Below are 17,137 nucleotides of genomic sequence, written 5' to 3' on the forward strand. Positions count from 1 at the left end.
AAGAAGTATGCCTTTTCTTTTTTGTTTACTGTAATCGCTCCTATAGAAAGCGATTACAGTAAACAAAAAGATAAACTAACAAAATTTTTAAAAAAGTGTTTACAAAGTAAACTGAATATTATAAACTAGGTTCATAGATAAGAAAGCGCTTTTAAAATCAGATGAAATCGATTTCATTAAACGAAGCTACATGTATAATAAAATTGGTTTTACAGGTAAGACAGAGTATGGAAAAATGATGGGAAAGTTAAGGATGGAGTTTGAAAAATATTTTTTTAACACCAAATGAAATCGATTTCATTTGAAAGTGGAATTTATGATGAATTTTCGAGCTTTTCTCCATCTTTAAGCGTTAAAAAGTGCAGGGGCTGAAAGTATTTGTCTCATCGCTAAATAGCAGCTGAAACAAAGGAAAGAGCTAGGAAGTAAAAGGATAGAACCTCATTTATCACACCAAATGAAATCGATTTCATTTAAAAATGTGAAAAAAGGGTAGAAAAATCAATCTGATGGTGATTAATTTCAGAAGATAAGGTAGGAAGGTATATGAAAACGATAAGGTTAACAACTAGTCAAGCTTTAGTAAAATTTCTAAATCAGCAATATGTAGAGTTTGATGGGAAAAAAGAGCGTTTCATCAAAGGAGTATTCACCATTTTTGGACATGGAAATGTGGTGGGGATCGGGCAAGCGCTGCAGGAAAACCCAGGCGAGCTTGAAGTGTATCAAGGCAGAAACGAGCAGGGGATGGCTCATGCTGCAGTAGCTTTTGCAAAACAAAAACATCGAAAGCAAATCATGGCCTGCTCTTCTTCCGTTGGCCCAGGTTCAGCGAATATGGTTACATCGGCTGCGACAGCTACTGCAAACAATATTCCGGTGCTGCTTTTGCCAAGCGATGTGTTTGCAACACGCCAGCCGGACCCGGTACTTCAACAAATTGAACAAACGCACGATTTATCTCTTTCTACAAATGATGCTTTCCGGTCCGTCAGCAAGTACTGGGATCGAGTTAGTCGTCCAGAACAGCTGATGTCGGCTATGATCAATGCGATGCGTGTATTAACAGATCCGGCAGATACAGGAGCCGTTACAATCGCGCTGCCGCAGGATGTACAAGGAGAAGCGTGGGATTTTCCAGAAAGCTTCTTCCGCGAGCGTACCCATCTTATTGAACGCCGCGAGCCTTCGCAAGAAAGTATCAGAAATGCAGTGAAGCTGATTAAATCAAAGAAAAAGCCTCTTCTTATTTTTGGCGGCGGCGTTCGTTATTCAGAGGCTGCGGATGCATTTGCTGCATTTGCTGAAAAGTTTCATATTCCATTTAGTGAAACACAAGCTGGAAAAAGCGGGCTTGAAAGCAATCATCCTTTAAATCTAGGAGGAGTTGGCGTAACGGGTAACAGCGCTGCTAACAAAATAGCGCAATCAGCGGATTTAATTATTGGCGTTGGTACACGTTTTACAGATTTTACAACTTCTTCAAAGCTGTTTTACGCTGAGACGGATGTATTAACTATTAATATTTCTGAATTTCACGCATCAAAATTGGAGGCTACTAAAATTGTCGCGGATGCCAAAGTGGGTCTTGAAGCTCTTTCGGCTGCATTAGAAGGCTATAAATCAGGCTATGAAACTGAAATTGAAGAAGCCAAATCAGAGTGGAATCAAGAGCTGACTCGTTTAAAAAATATTGCATACACAGGCGAAGAATTTATTCCGGAAATTAAAGGGCATTTTGATCAAAGCCTGTCGGAGTATAAAGATAGCCTAAGCACCGAACTTGTCCAAACGACTGTGCTAGGTAAAGTAAACGAACTAATTGCACCTGATTCTATTATTACATGTGCAGCAGGAAGCCTTCCGGGTGACCTTCAGCGCATGTGGATCTCAAATGAACGTAATACGTATCACCTTGAATACGGATATTCATGTATGGGCTATGAAATTGCGTCTGCCTTGGGGGCTAAGATGGCTGAGCCCGATAAAGAAGTGTATGCGATGGTAGGAGACGGAAGCTACTTAATGCTTCATAGTGAGCTGGTAACGAGCATTCAAGAAGGAGTTAAAATAAATATTGTTCTTTTTGATAATTCCGGCTTTGGCTGCATCAACAACTTGCAGATGGATAATGGAATTGAAAGCTTTGGCACAGAGTTCCGCGTTCGTAACCCGAGGACGGGGCAGCTTGATGGAGATATTATGCGCATCAACTTTGCTCAATCTGCAGCTGCGTACGGCGCCAAAACATACGAAGTGTATACAATGGAAGAGCTTGAATATGCCGTTGAAGATTCAAAAAAACAAAGTGTTAGTACATTGATTGACATTAAAGTTCTTCCAAAAACAATGACGGACGGCTACGATTCTTGGTGGCATGTAGGAGTAGCATCCGTATCTGAAAGCTCAGATGTTCAAACGGCGTTTGAAGGCAAAGAAAGCCAGTTGCAAAAAGCAAGAAAATATTAATCTTTTAAAAAGCTAGAATATACAGTTTGCTTGATTAAAGAATGTCCTTAGCATAAACGTGGTAAAAAATAAGAAATAGAAAGGTGTGGACAGTAATGGCTGATTTAATCGTACCGACAAAAACAGCTGACAGCGATGGTAACGTACTAAGCATCACCTCACAATCTGCGGGATGGGAGTACATTGGCTTTGACGTTTACTCATTAAAAAAAGGTCAAAAGCTTAAAAAGAACACGGAAAATCAAGAGATCTGTATTGTGATCTTAACCGGTAAGTGCAACATTTCTACGAAAGAAGAAAAATGGGAAAACATCGGACAGCGAATGAATATCTTTGAAAAAATCCCTCCGTACTCCGTATATGTATCGAATGATGATCACTATGAAGTAGAAGCTGTAACCGACTTGGAAATTGCGGTATGCGCAGCGCCAGGAAAAGGTACATACCCTGCTCGTTTAATTGCGCCGCAGGATGTGGGCGTAGAGCATCGCGGAGCAGGAAATATTGCAAGACAAGTCCATAACATTCTTCCAGAACAAAAGCCGGCTGATAGTCTGCTGGTAGTGGAAGTGTTTACGCCGGAAGGAAACTGGTCAAGCTATCCTCCTCATAAGCACGATCAAGACAACTTGCCGCATGAATCGTATTTAGAAGAAACGTATTACCATAAAGTCAACCCAGGACATGGATTTGCAATTCAACGAGTATATACGGACGATCAATCTCTAGATGAAACAATGGTCATTAAAGATGGAGATGCAGTCTTAGTTCCTAAAGGCTATCACCCGGTATCTGCGCCTCCAGGTTATGAAGTTTATTATTTAAACGTCATGGCTGGTCCTGTTCGAACATGGAAATTTAATAATAGCAAAGATCATGAATGGATTATGGAAGAAAAATTAGCATTAAAGTAAGGAGACGACGTGAGCATGAGTTATTTAACATTTGATTCACAAAAGCGATTTGACCTTCTTGCAGTAGGAAGGCTTTGCATCGACTTAAATGCAAATGAATTTAATCGCCCGATGGAAGAAACGATGACGTTTACAAAATACGTAGGAGGATCTCCTGCTAACATCGCTATTGGTCTTTCTAGGCTTGGAATGAAGACAGGCTTTATTGGAAAAGTGTCAAACGATCAAATGGGCCGCTTCAGCACCAGATATTTAAACCAAAATAACATTAACACAGAAGGCATTGTAGTTGATCAAACAGGAGCCGTAACGGGACTGGCCTTTACTGAAATTAAAAGTCCTGAAGAGTGCAGCATCCTGATGTACCGTGATAATGTGGCAGACTTAAAGCTCCATCCAACAGAAGTTTCTGAAGAGTATATTAAGCAATCAAAAGCGCTGCTTATCTCTGGAACAGCTCTTGCTAAAAGTCCTTCAAGAGAAGCCGTGTTTCTTGCTCTTGAATATGCGAGAAAACATAGCGTAGTTGTATTCTTTGACGTTGACTATCGCCCGTATACGTGGGAATCAGAAGCTGAGACTGCCGTCTACTATAATTTAGCGGCAGAAAAATCAGACGTGATTATCGGTACGCGAGAAGAATTCGATATGATGGAAAAGCTTTTAAATTATGAAGAATCAAATGATCAAGTTACAGCTGAACGATGGTTTTCCCATCATGCTAAGATTGTTGTAATCAAGCACGGAGGAGAAGGCTCGATTGCTTATACAAAAGACGGCCAGTCTCATCGAGGCGGCATCTTTAAAACAAAAGTGCTGAAAACATTTGGAGCTGGCGACTCCTACGCATCTGCCTTTATCTACGGGTTAATGCAAGGGTTTACAATTCCTGAAGCGATGAGATTTGGCGGTGCTTCTGCTTCCATCGTTATTTCAAAACACAGTTCTTCAGATGCGATGCCAACTGTAGAAGAAATTAAGCAGTTTATGGATACAGCTGAAGAAGTTCTGCAGCAAGCGTAATCAAAAATTGAGAGGAGAATGAACATGACACAAACAACAGTAAAAACAGTAAAAAACTATATTGGCGGCGAATGGGTAGATTCATCTACAAGTCTAACAGAACCAGTTTATAACCCTGCAACGGGTGAAGTCATTGCAGAGGTTCCTCTTTCAACAAAATCAGATGTAGATCAAGCGGTACAAGCTGCGAATGAAGCCTTCAAAGGATGGGCAAAAACTGCGGTGCCAAAACGTGCGCGTATTCTATTTAAATATCAGCAGCTATTAGTAGATAACTGGGACGAGTTAGCGAAACTTGTGACGCTTGAAAACGGAAAAAGCTTTAATGAAGCGCGCGGAGAAGTACAGCGCGGAATTGAATGCGTAGAATTCGCAGCCGGTGCTCCTACGTTGATGATGGGTAAACAGCTTCCTGATATTGCAACTGGCATTGAGTCTGGCATGTATCGTTATCCAATTGGTGTTATTGGCGGGATTACGCCGTTCAACTTCCCGATGATGGTTCCTTGCTGGATGTTCCCTCTGGCGATTGCTTGCGGTAATACATTTGTATTAAAGCCGTCTGAGCGAACGCCGCTTTTAGCAGCAAGATTAGTAGAATTATTTGAAGAAGCTGGATTGCCAAAAGGCGTATTAAACATTGTAAACGGCGCGCATGATGTGGTAAATGGCCTTCTTGAACATAAATTAGTGAAAGCCATTTCGTTTGTAGGTTCACAGCCAGTAGCTGAATATGTGTATAAAAAAGGTACGGAAAACTTAAAGCGTGTTCAAGCATTAGCGGGTGCTAAAAACCACTCAATCGTATTAAACGATGCGGACTTAAACGTAGCAACAAAACAAATTATCGGAGCTGCTTTCGGTTCAGCAGGTGAACGCTGCATGGCAGCATCTGTCGTAACGGTGCAAGAAGGAGTGGCAGATGAATTAATTTCACGACTTGTTCAAGAGTCAAACAACATCGTCATTGGAAACGGATTAGAAAAAGATGTTTTCTTAGGACCAGTGATTCGTGAAAACCATAAAGAACGTACGCTTAGCTATATTGAATCTGGTGTAGAAGAAGGAGCTCGTTTAGTTCGTGACGGCCGTGAAGATCATGCGGTAAAAGATAACGGCTATTTTGTTGGACCAACTATTTTTGATAACGTTACACAAGAAATGAAAATCTGGCAAGACGAAATCTTTGCACCGGTGCTTTCTATCGTGCGTGTAAAAACGTTAGAAGAAGCAATTGACGTTGCCAATAACTCTCGATTCGCAAACGGAGCTTGCATCTATACAGACAGCGGCGCAAGCGTACGTGAGTTCCGTGAAAATATTGAGTCAGGCATGCTAGGAGTGAACGTAGGGGTGCCGGCACCTATGGCGTTCTTCCCATTCTCAGGCTGGAAAGACTCTTTCTACGGCGATCTTCATGCCAACGGCACAGACGGCGTAGAGTTTTACACAAGAAAGAAAATGGTTACGGCACGCTACTAAGAATTCACTTATCGTACTATGGGATACTAGCGACATTTGCTAGTACCTCGTAGTACAATCGTATAAAAAAATAAAAGTCGTTTTTTTCGCAGTAACAAAATGGAAGTGATTAGTTGAGTGCTATACGTACCGTCAAAGATAAGTATCTTTTTGCAGCCGTTTCATTTATCTTTTGGTTCTCGCAGTTTATTTACGTACCTATTTTGTCTCCTTATATGGAAGGGCTAGGAGGCAAGTATGCCTTTATTGGTTTAGTGTTAAGCAGCTATGGACTCATGCAGCTATTATGTCGCCTTCCGCTCGGGATCTTTTCAGACTTTGTGAAAATGAGAAAACCTTTTGTTATCTTTGGCATGATAGCCAGCATGTCAAGCTGCCTGCTATTTTCGTTGACCGATAGCTTAATAGGAGTGTTTATATCACGCTGCTTGGCTGGATTGGCAGCGGCAACGTGGGTTGCCTTTACGATTTTATATTCAAGCTACTTTGAACGTGAAAAAACGACTCGTGCTATGAATATCATTTCGTTTATAGTAGTTTTGGCTCAGCTTTTGGGTATGAGTTTAAGCGGTTACATTGTAAGTGAGTGGGGATGGCACGCTCCGTTTTGGATAGGGACGATTTTGAGTGTCATAGGCGCTGTTCTTTCTTTTTTCATTTACGAGCCCAAAGAGAACGTAAAGAGATCGCCTATAAAGCTTAAAGAATTAATGAGGGTAATAAAAGAGCCGTCGCTATTAAAAATTTCACTGCTGTCTATTCTAGCACACAGCCTTATTTTCACGACCATGTTTGGTTTTACTCCTGCGTACGCATTAAGCGCAGGATTTAAAGAGAGCGAGCTGAGTTTGATTGTCTTTTCCTTTATGATCCCTCATGCAGCTGCTCCTCTTATTATGGAAAAGCTATTTGTTTGGCGCTTTGGAAAATGGAGCATCTTAAAGGCCGCTTTTTTTCTGGCTGCATTCTTTACCTGTATGATTCCTATGACGGAAAATAAACTTTTGCTTTGTATCATTCAAAGCGTGAACGGGTTTTCATTAGGATTAGTGTTTCCTCTTATGCTAGGAATGTCTATTGAAAGAATAGATGCAGAAAAAAGAGCTACGGCGATGGGAGGCTATCAAGCGCTGTATGCGTTAGGGATATTCGGAGGTCCCTTTGTTGCAGGAATATTAAATTCTTGGATGGGACTTAAAGCAGGCTTCTTTTTTGCAGCAGCCTTAGGGTTAACCGCTACTGTTTTTGCAGCGGCATGGGATAAGAAAGAAGCGTCATATAAAGTTTTTAAAGCAAAATAAAACGTATGTTAGCAAGCATCTATTTCTATTTTTAAAGTTCACATATTAAAGGAGGCCATAGATTATGGTGTTGAAAATTGGGGTTATTGGAACAGGAGCAATCGGACAAGATCATATTAGAAGAATTACCAATACATTATCAGGCGGAAAAATCGTTGCGGTTACGGATGTAAACCAAGAACAAGCAAAAGCTGTTGTAAAAAATCAAAACTTAGATGCCGTTGTTTATGATGACGGACATGAGCTGATTAAGTCGGAAGATGTAGATGCAGTGGTTGTTACGTCTTGGGGACCGACGCACGAAGAGTTTGTGCTAGGAGCGATTCAAGCTGGAAAGCCTGTATTTTGCGAAAAGCCGCTTGCTACAACGGCAGAAGGCTGCAAAAGAATCGTTGACGCTGAAATTACACACGGCAAGCCATTGGTGCAAGTTGGCTATATGCGCCGCTATGACACAGGTTATCGCGCTTTAAAGAAAGTGATTGAAAGCGGACAAATTGGTGAAGCATTAATGGTTCACTGCGCACACAGAAACCCTACGGTACCTGATACATATACAGGCGATATGTCAATCGTTGATACGTTCATCCACGAAATTGACGTTTTGCGCTGGTTATTAAATGACGATTACGTATCGGTTCAAATCGTGGCACCGAGAAAAACGAGCAAGGCGCTTGAACATTTGCAAGATCCAATCATGGTGCTGCTTGAAACAAAGCAAGGCGTTCGAATTGATGCCGAGGTCTTTGTAAACTGTCAGTACGGCTATGATATTCAATGTCAAGTAGTAGGAGAAACAGGAATCGCTAATTTACCTGAGCCTTCAAGCGTCGTGTTACGCAGTGAAGCAAAAAAATCTACTGAGATTTTAGTAGATTGGAAAGATCGATTCATTGACTCTTACGATACAGAGCTGCAAGACTGGATTGATTCAACGCTTAAAGGCGAAGTAAATGGACCAACTGCTTGGGACGGTTATGTTGCGGCCGTTACTTCAGATGCTTGCTTAGAAGCAAAAAAATCAGGAAATATTGTTCCTATTTCGTTAGGCGAGCGTCCTGATTTCTACCATAAAACGTTAACCGCAGTAGGCAAAATGTAATTGTAAAAACGTTTTGTTTACAAAACAGCTTAATTAAAACTTAGGGGATGGGCACGTCTAGTGTGCATAAAAGAAAGGGGAGCTTTACAGTGCGTTTAGCATATGATCCGTCACATTATCGTGACAATACAAGTTTAAAAGATACGATTGATACAGTTGCAAGATTAGGTTATGAATACGTAGAGTTATCTCCGCGCAAAGATTTTATTTGGTTTTATGAATACCCAAAAGTTGATAAACAGCGTATAAAAGACTTAAAAAGATACTGTGTCGATGCTGGGGTGAAAATTTCTTCTGTACTTCCGGTGCAGCAGTGGTCTTCACCAAATGAGCAGGATCGCGAAGCGGCAGTAAGGAACTGGAAGCGTACAATTGAAATTACTTCTGAGCTGGGAGTAGATTTAATGAACAGTGAATTCAGCGGCGACAAAAGCCGACCTGTTGAAAGTGAAGCTGCTTTTGTTAAATCGATGGAAGAGCTGATGCCGATTTTTGAAAAAGAAGGAATTAAGCTTAACCTCCAATCGCATCCAAATGATTTTATCGAGTTAAACACAGAAGCTATTGCAATGATTCGTGCGCTGGACAAAGACTGGATTAAATTAGTTTATTCTGTTCCTCATGCTTTCTTTTATGACGATGGCATTGGCGATGTAGCAAAGCATATTGATGAAGCAGGTGATTTGCTTGCACACGTTCTGATTGCTGATACGCTTAACCATAAAGCAGCGTTTGGACTTCGCTATATTGTAAATCCGCCTGATGCAAAGGTAACGATTCACCAGCATTTAAATCCTGGTGAAGGAGAAATTGATTTTGACGCACTGTATCGCAAATTAAGAGAAATTAAATTTGACGGCATCGTAACAAACTCTGTATTTGCCTACCCTGATCGACCAGAATGGTCAAACGAAGTAACGTTAAAGTCAATTACAGAAGGATTAAAGATTAAAGAAGGTCTAAACATTTAACGTGATCTACTGAAGTGATGCGAAGCATAAAAAGATATGTTTTGCATCACTTTTCATGGTTTATGCTTGAAAGAAGATCAGAACTTGTGGGCATAGCTAGTTTAAAATAGCCTTAATTGTTCTATTCGGCCCCCATCATGATGATAAAGAGAGGCTTTATTATGCTAGTAATGTATAATAAAGATAGATGCAAAACGGATAGAACTTTTTATTATAAAATGTTAATTACTACAGATAAAGGTGAGTGAACGTATGTCAGTTAAAATGAGTGATGTGGCCAAACTAGCTAATGTAGCTCCAGCTACTGTCTCGCGAGTTCTTAGTCAGCCCCACCTAGTAAGCAAAGAAACGCAGGAAAAAGTTCTAAAAGCCATTGAAGAATTAAATTATCAGCCCCATATCATCGCAAGACAGTTTAGAAAAAAAGAAACAAAAACCATTTTAGTAGTGGTTCCTGATATTACCCACCCGTTTTTTTCTGAAGTTCTTAAAGGAATTCAGCATACGGCCATCAAAAGCGGCTACCGAGTGATTTTAGGAGATACAGAAAATGACATTGAGCGAGAAGGAGAGTTTGTTGATTTATTATTCCAAAAGCAAGCGGACGGCATGATTCTTCTAACAGCCCGCATGGATAAAGACAGAATTGAACAAGTCTCCAGACAGTTCCCTACGGTTCTTGCGTGCGAATATATTGATGGCTTAGATATTTCTACCGTATCTATTGATAATATTAGCGGCGCGCGAAAAATAACGGAGCATTTAATCAGCCTTGGGCATACCAAAATTGCGCATATCACTGGTCCTATGAATGTTATCTTAAGCCGTGATCGATTAAAAGGGTACCGCCAAGCGATGATTAGTCACGATCTACCCGTGGATTCCGCTTTTATTCAAGAAGGAGATTTTAGCTTAGAGTCCGGTTATCATCAAATGATTCGACTATTATCGTTAGAACAACGCCCAACTTCCGTATTTGTCTTTAACGATGAAATGGCGATTGGAGCGATAAAAGCCGCAAAAGACAGCGGTTTAAAAGTGCCTGAAGATATAGCTGTAGTAGGGTTTGATAACTCAAAAATGTCGGATATCATTGAACCTCATATTACAACGATTGAGCAGCCTAAATATGAAATTGGGAAAAAAGCGATGGAATTATTGCTTGGGTTAATGAGCGGAAAAGCGTTAGAACAAAAAAAGTTTGTATTAAAAGATGAACTAATCGTAAGAGAGTCTTGCGGAAGTAAATCTACAGTGAAAAATTTTATACAACTTGAAGGCCCAGCTAAGAAAATTAACTAGTGCTGTTTAAACGCTTTGCTATGAGGTTTTTTGCTGAGAAGTAAACAAGAGAGACCATCATCTTTGTCTTCTCTTGTTTACAGCAAAGCGGAAGGAATACTCTGATAAAAAAGAGAAGGTGACTTTAGTGAGGATTAAGGGAACAGTATTCAAAAAAAGAACATATCCAAAGCATCACTATAAAAGAATGGATCACCTGTCTTTTTTAGAGGTGAAAGATAACATCTCCTTTGATGGCGATGTGCTGAAAATCATTCCTGTTCTTAGTCAAAAATCAATGGAATGCTGGAATATCGGAGATGAAATTGATGTGGAAGGTGAAATGAAGTACATTCGCATCATTACTTCATTAGGAAAACTCAGCCTTCTGCCCGTCCCTGTGTTTATCGTAAAAACAATTAAAGAAATAAAACCTTCTCCGATAACTAGTTAAGCTGTCAGACATAAAAAGGCTGGTCATCGTCATCAATCATGATCATATTTTAATGGGATTTAAATTCTGAAATTTCTTATAAATTATAGGTTCCTTCAGATAAGAAGGAGGTGGAGCGTGTGGCAGCTAATCTTATCGCGGGGAAAATTTCTTTAAATGAACGTGTCCATCGTACACAAGGAAACGGAATGTCTTTTCATGTTCATTATTGGGGAGTTATGCCCAAGCACTATGATAATGTCCCTCATAAACATTCTTTCTTTGAGGTGTGTTACGTGCTTGAAGGACAAGGAACTTACATAGACAACGGGCGTCCCTATCCGGTAAAAGAAAATACAATATTCCTTTCAAGGCCCGGGATATTACACCACATAAAAAGCGATACGGGTCTTTTTCTTTTGTATGTAGGCTTTGAACTGATTGAATCAGAATCAACTGAAAAATGGATCACACTAATAGAAGAAGCTAAACGATGTTCTGAAGTAGTAGCAGATGTAAAAGAAGATGGAACTGCTCCGTTCATTTGGAAGTCTCTTTTGAATCATGCCGCAAAAGGAGAAGATGCTTTTTTTGAAGAAATACTGATAAATTTAGCTCATTCTCTTCTTCTTTCGCTCATAAATACGTTTGTTTTGCCTTTAAATTATCATCAGAAAGCTGTTCAAAAGACATCTTCTTTAACCCTTAATCTTGCAAAATTATATATTAAAGATAATCTAGCCAATTCTATTAAACTTACGGATACAGCGACTCATTTACATCTATCTAGCCGTCATCTGTCTCGTCTCTTTAAAACTGAATTAGGTGTCAGCTACTCGGAATATGTACAAAATGAAAGAATTCAAAGAGCTGCGATACTGCTCAAAACAACTGATTTGTCGATTAGAGATATTGCTCAAGAAACAGGGTTTCCCGACGTTCACTACTTTACACGTGTTTTTACTGCTTCGATGCGCAGCTCACCAGGACGTTTTCGTTCTCTATATACAAAATTAAAAACAACTGCATATAAAGATTAGTCAACTCTTCTTTGCTTACATGTGTCCCGAGCAGAGGAGAGCTATTTTTATGAAATAAAATTAATGAGGATTCAAACATGTCCTCAAAAGATAAAAAGTAGTCTTTTTAAAACAAAGACGATTAAGATTCAAGATTATATAATAACAGCTATACTTTATTAAAATTAAATAAAAGCGTTTACAATCTCTGTTTTTAGCTTGTTGAGATTAAAAGCTGCAGACGGTATTTTAGGAGGAGAAGACGATGAAATTATCTTATGTAACAGACAGTTTAGGACATTTGCCTTTTGAAGAAATGTTAGATGTAATAAAAGAGATGGGGATTGATACGATCGAAATGACCACAGGGGGTTGGTCGCCAGCACCTCATTTGAGACTAGATGAATTAATAGAAAGTAATGATAAAAGAAGTGAATTTTTACATGCATTAGAAAAGCGTAACGTCAAACTTTGTGCGTTAAACTGTTCTGGGAATCCTTTAGATCCAGGTGAACTGGGAAGAGAACATCGGGAAGTAACGGATAAAACATTTGAACTGGCAAAATTATTAGGTGTAAAGAAAGTGATTATGATGAGCGGATTACCAGCTGGAAGTCCTGAAGACAAGATTCCAAACTGGATTACGTATACAGTAAGCTGGCCACCAGTGTTAAAAGAGATTTTAGATTATCAATGGAATGAAGTAGCCATCCCCTACTGGAAAGAGCTCGTTAAGAAAGCTGAAGCCTGCGGTATCGAAAAAATCGCTCTTGAGAACTTCAGCTCTCAACTAGTCTATAACCCTGAAACGTTATTTAAACTTCGTAATGCGGTAGGACCTATTGTAGGATTAAATTTAGATCCAAGTCACTTAATCTGGATGGGAGCGGATCCTATTTTGTCAGCTAGAGAACTAGGAGCAGCCATTCATCATGTTCATGGAAAAGACGTGCGCCTTGAGAGACATCTATCAGGAGTGAACGGAGTGATGGAAACAAAAGAAGTGACGGATGTAGCAAATAGAGCCTGGAATTACGTGGCCGTAGGCTGTGGTCAAGATTTACAGTGGTGGAAAGAGTTTTTCTCTGTTGTTAAGATGATGGGCTATGATGAAGAAGTTTCTTTAGAAATGGAAGATTTAACAATGTCAGTTGAAGCAGGGGTTCGAACTTCTATTGAGGCATTAAAACAAACGCTTAGCTTTTAATTTAAAGGAATTTCCACGCTCTAACCAGAAAAATAATATATATTGTTTTCTGGAGGAATATGATGAAAGAGCTAAAAAGGTTAGAACCGCTGCAAGCAGCTACACAATTCATTTTTAAACATTACCCTAACTGTCAAGGCGCATTGCTCGCTGGAAGCGTGGTGAGAGGAGAAGCTACGCGCACGTCCGACCTCGATCTTGTTATTTTTGATGAGAGTTTTATTTCTTCTTTTAGGGAGTCCCTCATTGAATTTGGATGGGCAATTGAAGTTTTTGCTCATAATCTGACTTCATACCAAGCCTTTTTTAAAAGCGACTGTAAGAGGGCTAGACCTTCACTGCCAAGAATGATTTCCGAGGGAATTATTTTAGCGGATAAAGGAGTAGTGCAGTCTATAAAAAAAGAAGCTGCACAATTACTTGAAAAAGGCCCTGAAAAATGGTCGGAAGAGACGATTAGATTAAAAAGGTATTTTATAAGCGATGCCTTAGATGATTTAATTGGTTCTTCAAATAAAGGTGAATCACTTTTTATTGCTAACACGATCGCTTACATAACGCACGAATTTGTTTTAAGAACAAACGGTCATTGGATCGGGGATTCTAAATGGATTGTTAGGTCTTTGAATGACTATAATGAACGCTTTAGTAAAGAGTTTGTAGAGGCATTTGATACCTTTTATAAAACAGGAAATAAAGATAAAGTAATTCAACTGGTGGATAAAGTGTTAGAACCACATGGGGGCCGGCTGTTTGAAGGATTTTCACTGGGGAAATAGAGGTTGAATCAGTAGCCTTGTTAGAACCCCGCTACTATTGCTTGCTAGTAGCGGGGTTTGTTTTTTATGAATATTCACGTATGCTTAAAGAGTTTGCCCGTTATCAATCGTAAACACTTGGCCCGTCACAGACTCTTGCTTTAACTGAAACAAAATAGCATCTGCGATATCTTCAGGAGAAGAAATGCGCTGAAGATGTAGATTGCCTGCAAGCTGATACATTTTATCTTCGTTGCCAGCCCACCACCTTGTGTCGACTGCACCAGGAGAGATGCAGTTTACTCGAATATGGGGTGCGAGTGCAATTGCTAACGATTTTGTCATCGTATGAATTGCTGCTTTTGTTGCGGCATAGGGAATAGATGAGCCGATTCCAGTTGTACCGGCGACACTTCCTACATTAACAATCGCCCCTGACTTTTGCTTTTTTATATGTGGAACGGCTGCTTTTACACAGTGAAACATGCCTTTTACGTTTACATCATATAAAGAGTCCCATACGTCATCAGTTGCAGACTCTAAGTCATTCATCGGGATTTGAGCTGTAATACTAGCATTATTCACTAATCCATCTAACCGTCCGAATCGTGTAATGGTTTGATGAATCATTTTATTCACTTCGTGCTCGTTGGCTACGTTCGCTTTAAAAGCAAACGCGATGCCTCCTTTTTCAGTAATCTCTTCCACAACTTTTTTCGCTTCTGTTTCTGAGTTGCTGTAGTTTATTACAAGTTTTGCGCCTTTATCGCCCAGCTTTAAAGCTGTTGCTTTGCCTACACCAGTGCCGCCGCCGGTAATAATAAATACTTTATTTTTAAAATCGTTCATTTCTCTTAACCTTCCTTTCTCTCAACATCTTTTATTATATCTTCGATAGAAAAAAGGATATAATAGGTAATACTAAGAGAGGTATCATTTAAAATGATATCAGCGGAGGAATTGAAATTGGAAAGCCAAGACTTACGAATTTTTAAATGTGTGGCAGAAGAAAAATCATTATCAAAAGCTGCGGAAGTATTAGGGTATGTTCAACCGCATATCAGCCAGCGAATAAAAAATTTAGAGGAAGAGTTAGGTACTAAATTACTGACACGTACAAATAGAGGAGTTGCGTTAACGGATGAAGGAGAAGCTTTGTTTAACTATGCCCAGCGTATTTTACTGTTAATGGAGGAAGCTAAAGCAGAAGTTAATCCGAATAAGTTTAAAAGATCCTTAATCATTGGCGCCTCGCAGACCGTCTCTGCTATTAAAATTCCTTCTTTATTCTCATCTTTTCTGAAAGAGCACCAAAATATTGAAGTTAAAATAAAAACAGACAGAAAGCAAGTCTTACAAGAAATGCTTTCGTACGGGGAAATTGACGGACTTTTTCTTAGCGGTACCTATAACGAGGCTCAGTTTGAAACGGTTTATCACTATGCAGAAAAAATGGTGCTTATCTTACCTAAGGATGAAGATATAGAAGAAAAAGCCCCACCAACGCTACTCCTCAATAGTGATGTAAACTGCATTTATAGAAACAGACTATTAGCGTTTTCAAAAGAATATCATACACATAAAGCCAACATGATGGAATTTGATTCATTAGAAGCTATTTTACAAGGCGTCCGCGATAGACTTGGAATGAGTGTAGTCCCGGCTAGCGTAGTAAATTCTCGTGGCGATATAAAAAGCATTCAATATCAAGAGCTTCCAGAAGACGTTCATATTGATTTTGTAGTAAAGAAAGGGAAGCAGCGCTCACAAAGTCTTAAAAAGTTTAGTCGTTTTTTAGAAAGCCTATAGATTCTGTCTTTAGGAAACGTGATGTCTTCTTTTTTCCAGTACATTAAAAAGAACCCTTAATGCCTGAAATGCGCTTCAAGGGTTCTAGCTTTCTTATATTCCAAAGATTATGCAGCTAATTTTCTACATTCATCCGCGCATTTCAAGCAGGCCTCTGCACATTTTTGACAGTGGTCATGATCGTGTTTCTTACACTCGTTACCGCATTTTTCGCAAATTTCAGCGCAAACTCCCGCTAGTTCAGCAACGAAAGGCGTTCCTCTTTCTAAAGCTTGTTCCAAATATCCGCAGATATCTGCACATTCTCGGTCAAAACGGATACAGTCCACCATCATCCCTACATTTTCTTCCTTTAGGCAAGCATCAAAACATTGGTTGCAGGCACTCATACATTCATGCAGCGTTTGAATAACAGTTTGATAATTTTCGTTAGACATTGTAAAATTCCTCCTTATTTTTTCTTCTCTCTATTACATTAGACTATAGTTTAGTTTAGTAAACATAATAAACATAAGAGTGCTGTAAAACTTATTAAGTAATGAGCAGTCTCTCTTTTTACGTTTAAATATAGGGGTGGAGGGTATGTGGTTGATAGATAAATCTTAAAGGAGTGTAGCACATGAGCTGGCTAGAAATACTTTCTTATATCGCTATTGCAATCGGAATTATTCAATTTTTAGTTATTACAATCGACGTGATTAGGCATCCGCAGATGATGTTTGTGATGAACATTGTGTGGCCTATTACGGGCCTATATTTTCCTGTGGCCGGGATATGGTTTTACTTCAAATTAGGCCGTAAAGATAGAAAAAAACACGATCATGCTCATCATTCCTCTGATCATATGCATGATAACCATGAGGGGCATCATCACGAGCACCATCATAGTAAGAAGCCTTTTTGGCAAAGTGTTTTTGTATCTACGACCCACTGCAGCAGCGGGTGCTCGGTCGGAGATTTAATTGGCGCACCAATCGTATTTTTAACAGGATGGACGATTGCCGGAAGCGTACTTTTTGCAGATTACGTAGTGGAATTTATTCTTGCTTATATAGCGGGAATTGCTTTTCAATACTACGGCATGAGTATGAAAGATAATAGCTCAAAAGAGGAGCTGAAAAACGCGGTAAAAGCAGATACGTGGTCGCTTATTGCCTTTGAAATCGGCATGTTTGGCTGGATGGCTTTATCACATTATGTCTTTTTTACACAGGCACCCAAACCAGACAGCGCGGTCTTTTGGTTTATGATGCAAATCGCCATGATTATTGGCTTTTGTACGAGCTATCCTGCTAACTGGGTACTTGTTAAAAAAGGGGTAAAACATGCGATGTAATTTCACTTGGAGCTGCTGCCATTGATATTCTA

16 protein-coding genes are annotated in these 17,137 nt (G+C 39.6%); 14 read left to right on the top strand and 2 right to left on the bottom strand.

What is annotated here, in order from left to right; all coding sequences use genetic code 11:
• Positions 1 to 546: 546 nt before the first annotated feature.
• The 12 genes from iolD (at position 547) to ACOZIR_RS07225 (ending at position 13,981) form a co-directional block, all read left to right on the top strand.
• The gene (iolD, locus tag ACOZIR_RS07170) at positions 547 to 2,469 is read left to right on the top strand and encodes a 3D-(3,5/4)-trihydroxycyclohexane-1,2-dione acylhydrolase (decyclizing) (RefSeq protein WP_045290903.1); all 1,923 of its coding nucleotides are present in this window, start codon (positions 547 to 549) and stop codon (positions 2,467 to 2,469) included.
• 95 nt (positions 2,470 to 2,564) lie between these two features.
• The gene (gene iolB / locus ACOZIR_RS07175) at positions 2,565 to 3,383 is read left to right on the top strand and encodes a 5-deoxy-glucuronate isomerase (RefSeq protein ID WP_421535540.1); all 819 of its coding nucleotides are present in this window, start codon (positions 2,565 to 2,567) and stop codon (positions 3,381 to 3,383) included.
• Between the two features lie 15 nt (positions 3,384 to 3,398).
• Entirely contained in the window at positions 3,399 to 4,406 is a 1,008-nt protein-coding gene (iolC, locus tag ACOZIR_RS07180; protein ID WP_280560035.1) for a 5-dehydro-2-deoxygluconokinase, read from the top strand.
• Positions 4,407 to 4,430: 24 nt separating this feature from the next.
• Positions 4,431 to 5,888, top strand: coding sequence for a CoA-acylating methylmalonate-semialdehyde dehydrogenase (locus ACOZIR_RS07185; protein WP_310877952.1), 1,458 nt, complete (start codon positions 4,431 to 4,433; stop codon positions 5,886 to 5,888).
• Between the two features lie 113 nt (positions 5,889 to 6,001).
• Complete coding sequence (locus ACOZIR_RS07190) at positions 6,002 to 7,189, top strand: MFS transporter (protein WP_340141893.1); 1,188 nt, start codon at positions 6,002 to 6,004, stop codon at positions 7,187 to 7,189.
• Between the two features lie 64 nt (positions 7,190 to 7,253).
• Positions 7,254 to 8,291 (top strand): Gfo/Idh/MocA family protein, encoded by a 1,038-nt coding sequence (locus tag ACOZIR_RS07195; protein ID WP_045290894.1) that lies wholly within the window; start codon positions 7,254 to 7,256, stop codon positions 8,289 to 8,291.
• 89 nt (positions 8,292 to 8,380) lie between these two features.
• Positions 8,381 to 9,262, top strand: a complete 882-nt coding sequence (locus ACOZIR_RS07200; protein WP_340141894.1) for a sugar phosphate isomerase/epimerase family protein — start codon at positions 8,381 to 8,383, stop codon at positions 9,260 to 9,262.
• Between the two features lie 252 nt (positions 9,263 to 9,514).
• A complete protein-coding gene (locus tag ACOZIR_RS07205; protein WP_045290891.1) occupies positions 9,515 to 10,564 on the top strand; it encodes a LacI family DNA-binding transcriptional regulator in 1,050 nt (349 codons plus the stop codon).
• Positions 10,565 to 10,691: 127 nt separating this feature from the next.
• Positions 10,692 to 10,997 (top strand): hypothetical protein, encoded by a 306-nt coding sequence (locus tag ACOZIR_RS07210; protein WP_045290888.1) that lies wholly within the window; start codon positions 10,692 to 10,694, stop codon positions 10,995 to 10,997.
• Between the two features lie 119 nt (positions 10,998 to 11,116).
• Complete coding sequence (locus tag ACOZIR_RS07215; RefSeq protein ID WP_045290887.1) at positions 11,117 to 12,016, top strand: AraC family transcriptional regulator; 900 nt, start codon at positions 11,117 to 11,119, stop codon at positions 12,014 to 12,016.
• 244 nt (positions 12,017 to 12,260) lie between these two features.
• Positions 12,261 to 13,202, top strand: coding sequence for a sugar phosphate isomerase/epimerase family protein (locus ACOZIR_RS07220; protein ID WP_421535541.1), 942 nt, complete (start codon positions 12,261 to 12,263; stop codon positions 13,200 to 13,202).
• Between the two features lie 62 nt (positions 13,203 to 13,264).
• On the top strand, positions 13,265 to 13,981 hold the full coding sequence (locus tag ACOZIR_RS07225; RefSeq protein WP_045290884.1) for a nucleotidyltransferase domain-containing protein: 717 nt from the start codon (positions 13,265 to 13,267) through the stop codon (positions 13,979 to 13,981).
• 84 nt (positions 13,982 to 14,065) lie between these two features.
• Here the strand turns inward: ACOZIR_RS07225 and ACOZIR_RS07230 are convergent, their stop codons facing one another.
• On the bottom strand, positions 14,066 to 14,809 hold the full coding sequence (locus tag ACOZIR_RS07230; protein ID WP_045290882.1) for an SDR family NAD(P)-dependent oxidoreductase: 744 nt from the start codon (positions 14,807 to 14,809) through the stop codon (positions 14,066 to 14,068).
• A gap of 117 nt (positions 14,810 to 14,926) precedes the next feature.
• Between ACOZIR_RS07230 and ACOZIR_RS07235 the strand changes: the two genes are divergently transcribed.
• Positions 14,927 to 15,769 (top strand): LysR family transcriptional regulator, encoded by an 843-nt coding sequence (locus ACOZIR_RS07235; RefSeq protein WP_045290879.1) that lies wholly within the window; start codon positions 14,927 to 14,929, stop codon positions 15,767 to 15,769.
• A gap of 107 nt (positions 15,770 to 15,876) precedes the next feature.
• Here ACOZIR_RS07235 and ACOZIR_RS07240 read toward each other — a convergent pair whose 3' ends face one another.
• On the bottom strand, positions 15,877 to 16,206 hold the full coding sequence (locus tag ACOZIR_RS07240) for a four-helix bundle copper-binding protein (RefSeq protein ID WP_045290877.1): 330 nt from the start codon (positions 16,204 to 16,206) through the stop codon (positions 15,877 to 15,879).
• Positions 16,207 to 16,388: 182 nt separating this feature from the next.
• Here ACOZIR_RS07240 and ACOZIR_RS07245 point away from each other — a divergent pair, with 182 nt between their 5' ends.
• Entirely contained in the window at positions 16,389 to 17,105 is a 717-nt protein-coding gene (locus ACOZIR_RS07245; RefSeq protein ID WP_045290875.1) for a DUF4396 domain-containing protein, read from the top strand.
• Positions 17,106 to 17,137 lie beyond the last annotated feature (32 nt).

Origin of the sequence: Priestia sp. D3YE.R1, from assembly GCF_049199565.1 — a bacterium.
Lineage (GTDB): Bacteria > Bacillota > Bacilli > Bacillales > Bacillaceae_H > Priestia > Priestia aryabhattai.